Source organism: Sulfitobacter sp. HI0027 (genome assembly GCF_001634775.1).
GTDB lineage: Bacteria > Pseudomonadota > Alphaproteobacteria > Rhodobacterales > Rhodobacteraceae > Sulfitobacter.
This window is the reverse complement of the sequence record NZ_LWER01000275.1, coordinates 1-10,063: the sequence shown is the minus strand read 5'-3', so window position 1 is coordinate 10,063 and position 10,063 is coordinate 1. Positions and strand designations below refer to the sequence as shown.

Sequence of the window (10,063 nt, the reverse complement as noted above, 5' to 3'; positions counted from 1 at the left end):
AAACTGGCTGAGACGCTGACGAAGGTCGACTTGGTCATTTTGGACGAACTCGGCTACCTGCCGTTCAGTTCATCTGGCGGGGCGCTGCTCTTCCATCTGCTCAGTAAGCTCTATGAGCGCACCAGTGTGATCATCACCACCAACCTTAGCTTCTCAGAATGGGCGCAGGTCTTCGGGGATGCAAAGATGACCACCGCTCTCTTGGATCGGCTTACCCACCGCTGCCACATCCTCGAAACCGGAAACGACAGCTACCGCTTCAAGGTCAGTTCTGAGGCAGCAAAGAAAACTGCAAAGGAGGCCAAAACATTGACCGCATCATAGACCACGACGCATAACTGAGGGTGGGTCAAATCTCGGTGAAAATACCGGGTCAGTTCTCAGTGACAATCAACAGCAATGTGCGGCTCGAATATATCCAGCCCGGTAAGCCCCAACAGAATGCCTATATCGAGCGCTACAACCGCACCGTTCGCCCCTCTCATCGCAACTTCGTTGCGACTGCCGGGCAGTGGGACGAATGGCTGGGGCAATACATCTTCGAAACCATTGAGGAGGCACAAGACCAAGCAACACAATGGCTCTGGACTTACAACAACGAGCGACCCAACATGGGCATCGGCGGCATGACACCCGCAATGAAACTGAAAACGGCTGCGTGAATTCTACGGCTGGACCCCATTAAAAATGGGGGGATTACCCTGGGACCGGGCAGGCGTCGCGGCTTGATCGAATAACCGCTCTGGGCCGGATGCGACATACGGCCAAAGGTCCGTCGCACCTGAACCCATCTTTCGCAGGTCCCGATGAACCAAGAGAAACCTACTCGGCTGGCATGGTCTGCGACGCGAGGACATGCTCGACGAGTTCAAGATCTTCCTCCCGACCATTTTGCAGGACCCCGAAGCGCTCGGTCAAATCAATAATCCTCATTAGCTGCTTCGGCGATAGTTCGATTCCAAGGTAGATTGCGCGGTTGCCGATATCCCACGTCGCGTCGATGACGCGTCCGGATGTTTGGCAGAGGTTCCAAGCGTGCTGAAAAGGAAGCGCACCCAGATCGACATCCCTTCCATAGCCCTCACAGTAAGGAAACCCATGGGACAAGCTCAGTCGCCAAGCATTGCGAAAACACTGTTTTTGAGGCCCTTTCTTTATGCCTGGCGGCAAAGCACTTCCCACCCAACGGCTGCCGTTCAGGCGAAGGTAGTCTGTGAGAGGCAGGGCTCCGTAGGGACCGGCTAAAGTCTGGTCGATTAAGTCAAGGTGCTGCGTAGCGTTCATGTCGTGTCTCCTGTCTGGTGCTCAGAAGATTGGTCTTTGCCGTCGGAACGAAAAATTTAAATTGGAGGGGTGGTCCGCCTTCGCTCGAAAGGTGACTCTCGCACCCGGAGCAATCCTGCACGCCGCCGTTTAGCACTGCGGGGTAGCGGTGACGGCTATCATAACGTTCCGGAATGAGGCGACAGCCAGTTCAGTTAAGCGTCGCCGCTGTCTACGAGGAAGGTTCGCTCGAACGGGTAATCAGAGTGGTGCCCGCGGAGCGTGGTCGTTGATGGGCCTCGCACCCCCGCCTGCCTGTCGTGCAGTCTTTCAATGGCAATTTGTTCACCAGACGGAAGCGTCTGCTGCACGGACTGATTTAGTCCGGTGAACATGGGTTCGGCTATACCGGTATGAAACGAGGTAATACCGCGCAGTTCCCAGCACTCGCAGTCACGTAGGACGTTCTGTGGACGGCCCAACTTTTAGGGTCTGGTCCTGCCTCTGCAAACGCATCTCCGCCTCTCGACCTTCCGAAAGGAATGCCTCGCGCGAGCGGGTCATCTGTTGCCCGCGGCACGGACAACTATGCCATGTTCGGTCGAATGACCGGTCCAGCTGCTCACGTTCAATCAGTTGCGGTCTAAACAGGCAACTCGTGGATCATGGCACGGGGGCGGCCACCGTCCACCCAAAGGAACGCCAGCGTAATCGGCAGCCGGAAGCGGCGAGGGCCGGCCGCCCCCGGATTCAACCAAAGAATGGAGCCAGTCTCTTCAATGCTGGGCTTGTGCGAATGGCCCGAGATCACAACATTCCGACCTTGGGCCTCCGGATCGACCTGTAGATCCTTGCGGTCATGGATCATGTAAATGTTCAGCCCGTGGATCGTGAGGCTCGCCGTTCGGGGCAGGTCTTCGGCCCAGGGACTACGGTCGATGTTGCCGCGTATTGCCGTCAAAGGCGCTATGCGGGCGAGAGCGCCGAGATGCTCGGGATCGCCGATGTCTCCTGCATGAAGGATGTGGCCGACGCCTTGTAGAGCTTCCAGCGCTTCAGGTCGGAGCAGGCCGTGAGTATCGGAGATGACGCCAACAAGCTCTTCAGAAGGTGGTGGGCGTAAAGACTGAACAGAAGAAGCCTCGGTGGTCATCGAAGACAGTCCTGCATGTGGTTAGCTCCTCGGCGATTGGTTTTGCACAACGGTAGAATGCGAACGGCTACATCAGGCTGAGTGGAAGCTCATTCTGCTTTCGCACCCTTTCGTCGGGGAGTTGCTTGGCGGCTCGCGCTAATCAAGGTCGAGGTCGATATCCGAACTGATGCGGCCGCGGGCCTTTACGAAAGCATCGCTGAAGGCATCTTCGCGATCGATCTGCGTGTCCGAGATAAGCAGCGCGAAGTGGCCACCACACGCAGTCACGTAGCGCTCGATTGACTCGAGGCTTGGCGTAGACCCGGACAGGGATTCCAGCCGTGCAATCACCGATTGGGTCATACCCGCGGCCGCCGCAACTTCCCCCTGGGTTAGTCCTCGTGCATCGCGTAAAGCGCGCAGTTTCACGGCGATCTCACGCTTGCGGACGTTCTTGGCCTGGCGCTCCGCGAGCTGCGGATGCGCGAGATGGAGCGCGTTTCGGAGGGATGTGTAACTTTTCGCCATTACCAGTATTTCCTTGTCGAGCCGTAGTATAGCACATTTGCTATGAATTGATTTGTTACTTGAGAGGTTTTTGACTCGCGTCCGGTCAGTTTGGCCAACCTCGTCACTTGAGGCCTGCCTGTCCTGTCCCCCACTTACAAATAGACCGGCACTTGGACCCGTTTCGGGTAGTGCAATCAGGCGCATTGGGCGCGCTCCGTCAGGAAGCTTCGTCAGCTACCCGGACGGCTCGCTCCCTGAGGGTGTCGAAAGTCTGTGGGGAGAGGGGCTCGTCTCGCGCGCTCTTGCGACCTTCATCAAGAAGCGTGCGAAGTGCCTGCCGATCCAAGTCGCGCCGGATCAGATCGCGCACATATTCGCTCGCAGTGCCGTAGCCGCGTGCCTTGGCCTGAGCGTCCACTGCTGAGCGCATGTCATCCGGCAAGGAGATATTCATCGTAACCATGCGAGCAAATTGAGGCCTTCGGCAAATTTTAGCAAGACGACGGGTTGATGCCGGCCGACGGCGGGCTGCCCGGATCAAACGCAGGAAGTGGCTACATTCTTATCTAAGGGGGTCTGTCGCCAGCGCGCTCAGCCTCGTCGACGGCCTTTGTCGTCTAACAGAAAGCGCGCCGTTCTATGGACGGCGTGACGACCCGAAAAAAATATGCGCGCAGGTCGCGAAAAAAATTGCGCGCGGAACGCAGCTAAGTCCTTGATCCCCCGCGCGCCAGAGGAAAAATATGCGCGTCCCTACAAGGGGGGAAGTAGGCAGGCGCAAAGACGCGCTTTCGCTCTGCTCAAATTCTTGAAACGGATATCCGCCGCGTAGCTCAGACAGCTACGCGGCGGATTTGTTTATATCAGGCTAGTTACCCGATGATGCCATTCAGCGTTTCGGAGGGGCGCATCACGCGGGCGGTTTTCTCGGCGTCGGTGTGGTAGTAGCCACCAAGATCGACAGCAGCACCTTGGGCCGCAGCAAGCTCGGACAGGATGTCAGCTTCCTTGGCGGCCAAGTCTTTGGCGATGGGCGCGAACTCTGTGGCGAGTTCCGCATCATCACCCTGCGCGGCCACCGCTTCTGCCCAGTAGCGCGCGAACCAATAGTGGCTGTCGCGGTTGTCGGGCTCACCCACCTTGCGCGAAGGGGAACGGCCGTGGTCGAGGATGCCCTGCGTCGCGGTCTCGACCGCTTTGCCCAACACGCGCGCCTTCTCGTTGCCGCGTGCGTCGGCGAGGAACATCAGGCTTTCACCAAGCGCGCAGAACTCGCCAAGGCTATCCCACCGCAGGTGATTTTCTTCGACCAACTGCTGCACGTGTTTGGGGGCCGAACCGCCCGCGCCGGTTTCGAACAAGCCGCCGCCGTTCATCAGCTTCACGATCGACAGCATCTTGGCAGAGGTCGCCAATTCCAAGATCGGGAAGAGGTCGGTCAGGTAATCGCGCAGCACGTTGCCGGTGATGGCAATCGTGTTCTCGCCTTTGGTGATGGTCTCAAGCGAGGCGCGGGTGGCTTCGCGTGGGGCCATGATCTCGAACTTATCGGCCACGCCTTGGGCCTCAAGGATCGGCTTCACGTAGGAGATCAGTTCGGCGTCATGGGCGCGGCTTTCGTCCAGCCAGAAGATCGCCCGGCAGCCTTCGGCCTTTTGACGCGAGATGGCGAGGTTGACCCAATCTTCAATCGGCGCCTTGCGTGCGGAGGAAGAGCGCCAAATATCACCAGCGTCGACCTTGTGCTGGTGCAGCACAGTGCCATCGTCGAGGATCATCTTGACGGTGCCTGCCTCGGCCAGTTCAAACGTGGTGGGGTGAGAGCCGTATTCCTCGGCCTTTTGCGCCATCAGGCCGATGTTCTGCACCGTGCCTGCGGTCGCTGGGTCAAGCTTGCCGTTCTCTTTGAAGAAGTTGATCGCCTCGTCGTAAACCGGCGCATAGGAGTTGTCGGGGATCACGCAGTTGGCGTCGTGTTCCTTGCCGTCCGGGCCCCAGCCTTTGCCGCCAGCGCGGATCAGCGCGGGCATCGAGGCGTCGATGATCACATCGGAGGACACATGTAGGTTGGTGATGCCCTTGTCGGAATCGACCATATACATCGGCGGACGGTCTTCCATGCAGGCGTCGATGTCGGCCATGATCTCCGTCTCGCCTTTCACGCGCTCCAGCAGGTCGCCAAGGCCGGAATTGGGGTTCACACCCAGTTCCTTGAGCTTTTGCCCATGCTTATCAAACACCGGCGCAAGGTAGGCTTTGACCGCGTGGCCGAACAGGATCGGGTCAGAGACCTTCATCATCGTGGCCTTGAGGTGCAGCGAGAAGAGAATGCCGTCTTCTTTGGTTTTCTCGATCTGGGTGTTGAGGAAGTCCTTGAGTGCCGCGGCGCTCATGAAGGTCGCATCGACCACGGTGCCCGCAGGATACTCAAGCCCGTCTTTCAGAACCGTCTCACCATCCGCGGTTTCCAGCACGATCTTTGCGCCGCTCGCGGCATCGAGCGTGGCGGAAACTTCGTTGGAGAAGAAATCATTGCCGGACATCGACGATACATGCGTCTTGCTGTCCGACTGCCAGTCGCCCATGCGGTGCGGGTTGGACTGGGCAAAGCTTTTGACGGCCTTGGCCGCGCGGCGATCAGAGTTGCCTTCGCGCAGGACCGGGTTCACAGCCGACCCTTTAATGCCATCATATTTGGCGCGCACGGCCTTTTCTTCGTCCGTGCTGGGTTCTTCTGGGTAGTCGGGCAGCGCATAGCCTTGGGCCTGAAGCTCTTTGATCGCCGCGACCAGCTGCGGCACGGAGGCAGAGATGTTCGGCAGCTTGATGACATTCGCTTCGGGCGTCTTTACCAGACGGCCCAGTTCCGCCAGATCGTCCGACTGGCGCTGCGCCTCGGTCAGATGCTCGGGGAAGGTCGCGAGGATGCGGCCCGCAAGGCTGATGTCTTTCGTGCCGACGCTCACACCAGCGGCTTCGGCGAATTTCTTGATGATTGGCAACAGCGACGCAGAGGCCAGCTCCGGCGCTTCGTCAACTTTGGTGTAGATGATATCGGACATGATTGCTCCAAATTGCTGCATTTGGTGCCCTGATAGCGGAAGAGGCGGCGAAGGTCGACGGTATACCGCAGTATGCGGTAGGGTCGTTTCAGGAAAAAGCGGATTTCAGCCTTTTAGACGGGCCACCTACCGCAACCCGGGCGCTGCTGCCTAGCGCGCCACGCTGCGCAGTTGCAGAATCTGCATCCCAATCGCCATGGCAGGACCGATGCCGACCGCGAAAAGCAGCGTGCCAAGGCCCAGCGTCCCGCCCAAGGCCCAGCCAATCGCCACGACCGACAATTCGATGCTCATCCGGACCAGCGCGATGGGCTTGCCCGTCACCCGCTGCAGCCCCGTCATCAGCCCATCGCGCGGGCCGGGGCCGAGGTTGGCCACAAGATAGATCGCGCCGCCAAAGCCGGTCACGAAGACGCCGGTCAGCGCCAGCACCACATTGGCGAGATAGCTGTCAAAGCGGGGCAGGATCGGCAATGCATATTCCAGTACCAGCGCCACGATCACCGCGTTCAGAATGGTGCCGATGCCCGGCGTCTGGCGCAGCGGAATCCAAAGCAGCAGCACCGTGGCGCTGATAAGGAACGTGGCCAGCCCAAGGCTCCAACCCGTGATGTTGGTCACCCCTTCGGCAAAGACGGTCCAAGGGCTGACACCGACGCCCGCCTTGACCAAAAGCGCTTCGCCCAAGCCGAACATGACCAGCCCGAGGATCAGAAACACCATCGAGGCAAAGGGCGGCTTGAGGGTGAACGCCTTGGGCGAACTCCAGCGCAATGTCGGAACAGAGGTGACAGACAGGAAACTCACGGGCGGCGCGACCTTTGGCGATGCATTCGGGATGCATCCTTGTTCCAGTTTACGCCAAACCCGGCAAGGTCAATCCACCGCCAACTCACCGCCAGCGGGTGAAGCCGAAAGTCATGTAATCTTTTTGATAGGCATCCGCTGTCAGCGCCTCGATCTCATCGTCATAGACATCGGCAAGCGTGAAGGGACCGGGTTCCGCCGCCGCAGTCACGGCGGGGGTGGTCACATGACCTTGGCCCGCGGCCAAAGCGGGCAGTTCACTGGCCAGTTCCTCTTCGCGGATGATGCGATCCGGCAGGCAGAACTCTCCGAACCCCGCGATGGCTTGAGCCTGAGAGCACCATGCCGCATCCACCCGGATCGATGTCTGACCGGCCAGATTGCCTTTGAGAAATTTCAGAAAGGCGACAAAGGCGGTGCGATGCGCATCTCGGTCATAGCCAGCATCGGGGCCATCTTTCGGCAGCGGCATCTTGTAGCGGCGCATCAGCGTGTTGCGCAATTGGCGATAGCTGCCCTCCCCCGTATGCAAGATATGGCGGCAAAAGGCATCATGCGCTCGCAAGGCGGGATGGCGCAGCACGGTAAAGCCGCGATGGCCGGGCGTTTTGCGCTTCCACTGGCGCAACTCTTTTTGCGACATCTTATCGCGCAGCGCCTCGCGCGGGACACCATCAAGGGCGGCAAGCCAATCCAGCACCTGATCCTGCGGCCCGGATTTGATCGGCAGATAGATCAATCCGCTGGTCGCCGCCGCCACGTAGGAGGGCACGTTCGGCCCGCGCCGCGGCTCGAAATTGGGGGTGCGTGTTAGGTCGAAACGGTCCAACCGCGCCAGCGCCTCCAGCATCTCGTCATAGTTGCTGACCTTGGCCGAGATCGGGCTGGGGTTCTGTTTCTTGAGGTTCTTGTCCAGCGCCTCTAACTGCTCATCCACACCGAGGTAGCGCGCGAGACCGTTCATCACCTCAACGCTTTGCAGGTCTTCGTAGGCTACATAAAACGCCGTCTGGCCCGAAGTCTGCAAGCGGTTCAGCAGGGTGATCTGAAAGCGCTGCAAGGCGTCCAGATGGGCGCTGAACTCATCGGCGTCAAAAACCGCCTGCGCCACCTTCTGCGCCTTCATATCGGTCAGCTTCCACTGCCCGGTCGCCTGCGCGATCTTCCAACTCACGTAGCTGTCGACCGGATTGCGGGTCAGCACGATTTTCGCGCAGCGCTGGTCTTTGAGAATGGTATCAAAGACGCGCGGGTCATGATCGTGGAAATACCGAAAACCGCCCAAAGCATCCTGCTGCCCTCGGATCGCCGCCAGTAGCTTTTTGGGGTTTTCGTCCCGCGTGGCCTGATCGACGCCAAGGATCGGCTCACTTTTGGGATAGCCCATGAAGAAAGGGTTAAAGGCCTCTCCATGACAGGCGATCCCCGCGAAAGCGTTTAGGTTCGCCTCCAGAAAGTTAGACCCGGTCCGCATCTCGGCGAAGACCACGAAACTGTCGAATTTGTCGTTCATGGGGTTATTTCACCAGATAGGGTTTGGGAGAGGGTTTGGCATCGCCAGTTACTCCGCGGGAGACGGGAAAATCCCCCACCAGATAGGGATGCATGCCTTGGTTCTTAAGGTTCTGCAGGAATTGGTCAAAGCCATTCAGGTCTACCATGCGCGGCGCCTCTGACAGGCGGCGCAGACGTGTACGGCCAATCTCGTCCAATATGCCCTGTAAAGGCTCCATCGGCGCTTCGATGAATTCAGACATCGTCCAGATCCGCACGCGCGCTTTGGCATGGGGTGAACGCAGCACATCCATATGCGTGCTTTCCGTTTTTTGCAGCTTGGCGGCCAGACGGCGGATATCGGCGAAATCAAGGTTTGAGCGGAACAGCGGCACAGCCCAAGCACCTGTGATGACCGAAATCTGTGCGTTAGGGTCTCTGGCCACACGCCAGTTGATGTCTTGGTTGTCCATCGGGCCGAACTGGAAACACTGGCGTTCGCCACGGGTGTTCCAGATCAGGTTGGTCAAAAACGCGCTGGCATTGTGATCGCGCAGCACCGGGTTGTCCGACAAGGCACCGTTCAGCGTGGTCTGGCCTTCAGCAAAATGCACACGGTCAGGGGCAAAGAGATGCCCATGCACGCGGGCCCCGCTGGCACGGCTCAGCCAATGTTCGAAATCCTCAAAGATCTCGGTGAAACCCTGAAATACCGAGTAAGGCGCGGCGGTGACACCATTCTCCCAATCCTTGTTGGGAAACCGGCTCTGCATATAAAGCCCGGCGCGGCCACGGGTGCGCCGCTCCACCGCCTTGGCAAAGATGCGGTCGATCTTGCCGGGGTTCGGCTCGGTCTTTTTCATCGCACCGGCAGAGTCGGTCAGGAAGGCATCATAGAGTCTGTCCGCGTGGGGCCAAATCTTGCGCGCCACAAAGCAATCCGAACGGCGCAATAGCTGCAGGTGGTCGTCGTAAAAGATATGCGGCTTGCCCTGAAAATCGAACTTGGACAGGGTCAGCGAGCGGCTTTCGATCTTGCTGGAATAGAGCCGTGCAAGGGACTGGAAATAGCTTTCGTCCGGGATCCAGACGTGGCGAAAGAACTTGTCGTAGGTCGGCCTGTCGGGGTCTTGCAGGATCGCCGACAGGGTGCGCCGGGTCAGGCACCACCATTGCGAGCCCATATGCGGCACGATCCCGCGCGGCATCCGGCGTTTCAACCGTAATAGGCGCTGCACCTCGACCGCGCGGTCAAACAGATAGCGATTGCGCCGCCAAGAGAAGGGGAAACGCAGGGTAAACCGCTCTTCATCCAGCCCGCCCACGGTCCAGGGCACATCCGCCGTGGTGGCGCTTTCGATGAAATCGGTCTGCGGGCGGTCCCCAAGATAGTCGATCAATTCCTGCACTGGACGCAGCGGCAGGCAGGAACCCGAGGCCAGATAGACATGAGCCACTTTGGGAAAGCGCGAGAGCATTAATTCCGCCGCCCCCTGCGAGGCGGCAACGATCCCCCAAGTGCCCCACTCGCAGCGTTTGCGGGGGCTGAAATGCACATCCTTCAGGTCAGAGAGTGCCGCCACGAAAGCATCATGCGCGCGCCGGGGCACGGCCTTGTCGATGTGGATCACCACCGGGCAGCCCGCAGCAGCCCAATGGCGCGCGACCTGCTCGGCCCGGTCAAAGGCGTTGTGCACCAGCATGACGATCCCGACGCTCATGCCCAGTTCCCTTTCGACATGAGGCCTAGAATCTCTAGCTGCCGCCAGTTGATGTAGCGTTCTGACCATTT

At 59.2% G+C, this 10,063-nt stretch carries 9 protein-coding genes and 1 pseudogene; 2 read left to right on the top strand and 8 right to left on the bottom strand.

Annotated features, from left to right (window positions below; translation table 11 throughout):
• Together A3722_RS15585 and A3722_RS15580 are read left to right on the top strand one after the other, a co-directional pair.
• Positions 1-324, top strand: a 324-nt coding sequence (locus A3722_RS15585; RefSeq protein ID WP_161488224.1) for an ATP-binding protein, incomplete at its 5' end; no start/stop codon positions are given.
• A gap of 77 nt (positions 325-401) precedes the next feature.
• Positions 402-662: pseudogene (locus A3722_RS15580) on the top strand (integrase core domain-containing protein); the annotation flags it as partial.
• 160 nt (positions 663-822) lie between these two features.
• Here the strand turns inward: A3722_RS15580 and A3722_RS15575 are convergent.
• The 8 genes from A3722_RS15575 to A3722_RS15540 form a co-directional block, all read right to left on the bottom strand.
• Positions 823-1,284, bottom strand: a complete 462-nt coding sequence (locus A3722_RS15575; protein WP_067625128.1) for a hypothetical protein — start codon at positions 1,282-1,284, stop codon at positions 823-825.
• A 622-nt stretch (positions 1,285-1,906) separates the two neighbouring features.
• A complete protein-coding gene (locus A3722_RS15570) occupies positions 1,907-2,416 on the bottom strand; it encodes a metallophosphoesterase family protein (RefSeq protein WP_067625131.1) in 510 nt (169 codons plus the stop codon).
• Between the two features lie 138 nt (positions 2,417-2,554).
• The gene (locus A3722_RS15565; RefSeq protein ID WP_067625134.1) at positions 2,555-2,926 is read right to left on the bottom strand and encodes a helix-turn-helix domain-containing protein; all 372 of its coding nucleotides are present in this window, start codon (positions 2,924-2,926) and stop codon (positions 2,555-2,557) included.
• A gap of 199 nt (positions 2,927-3,125) precedes the next feature.
• Entirely contained in the window at positions 3,126-3,371 is a 246-nt protein-coding gene (locus A3722_RS15560) for a ribbon-helix-helix domain-containing protein (protein WP_067625137.1), read from the bottom strand.
• Between the two features lie 409 nt (positions 3,372-3,780).
• Entirely contained in the window at positions 3,781-5,970 is a 2,190-nt protein-coding gene (locus A3722_RS15555) for an NADP-dependent isocitrate dehydrogenase (RefSeq protein WP_067625151.1), read from the bottom strand.
• 150 nt (positions 5,971-6,120) lie between these two features.
• Positions 6,121-6,777: a membrane protein YczE gene (gene yczE, locus A3722_RS15550; RefSeq protein ID WP_067625139.1), complete on the bottom strand. Its 657-nt coding sequence runs from the start codon at positions 6,775-6,777 to the stop codon at positions 6,121-6,123.
• 85 nt (positions 6,778-6,862) lie between these two features.
• Positions 6,863-8,290 carry a nodulation protein NodH gene (locus tag A3722_RS15545; RefSeq protein ID WP_067625142.1) on the bottom strand — a complete coding sequence of 476 codons (1,428 nt, stop codon included), beginning with the start codon at positions 8,288-8,290 and terminating at the stop codon, positions 6,863-6,865.
• A gap of 4 nt (positions 8,291-8,294) precedes the next feature.
• Positions 8,295-9,992 (bottom strand): DUF5927 domain-containing protein, encoded by a 1,698-nt coding sequence (locus A3722_RS15540; protein WP_067625145.1) that lies wholly within the window; start codon positions 9,990-9,992, stop codon positions 8,295-8,297.
• Between the last annotated feature and the right edge of the window lie 71 nt (positions 9,993-10,063).

Coding starts and splice junctions, on each gene's coding strand:
- A3722_RS15575 (WP_067625128.1), bottom strand. CDS start 1,284: ATGAACGCTACGCAGCACCTTGACTTAATCGACCAGACTTTAGCCGGT.
- A3722_RS15570 (WP_067625131.1), bottom strand. CDS start 2,416: ATGACCACCGAGGCTTCTTCTGTTCAGTCTTTACGCCCACCACCTTCT.
- A3722_RS15565 (WP_067625134.1), bottom strand. CDS start 2,926: ATGGCGAAAAGTTACACATCCCTCCGAAACGCGCTCCATCTCGCGCAT.
- A3722_RS15560 (WP_067625137.1), bottom strand. CDS start 3,371: ATGGTTACGATGAATATCTCCTTGCCGGATGACATGCGCTCAGCAGTG.
- A3722_RS15555 (WP_067625151.1), bottom strand. CDS start 5,970: ATGTCCGATATCATCTACACCAAAGTTGACGAAGCGCCGGAGCTGGCC.
- A3722_RS15545 (WP_067625142.1), bottom strand. CDS start 8,290: ATGAACGACAAATTCGACAGTTTCGTGGTCTTCGCCGAGATGCGGACC.
- A3722_RS15540 (WP_067625145.1), bottom strand. CDS start 9,992: ATGAGCGTCGGGATCGTCATGCTGGTGCACAACGCCTTTGACCGGGCC.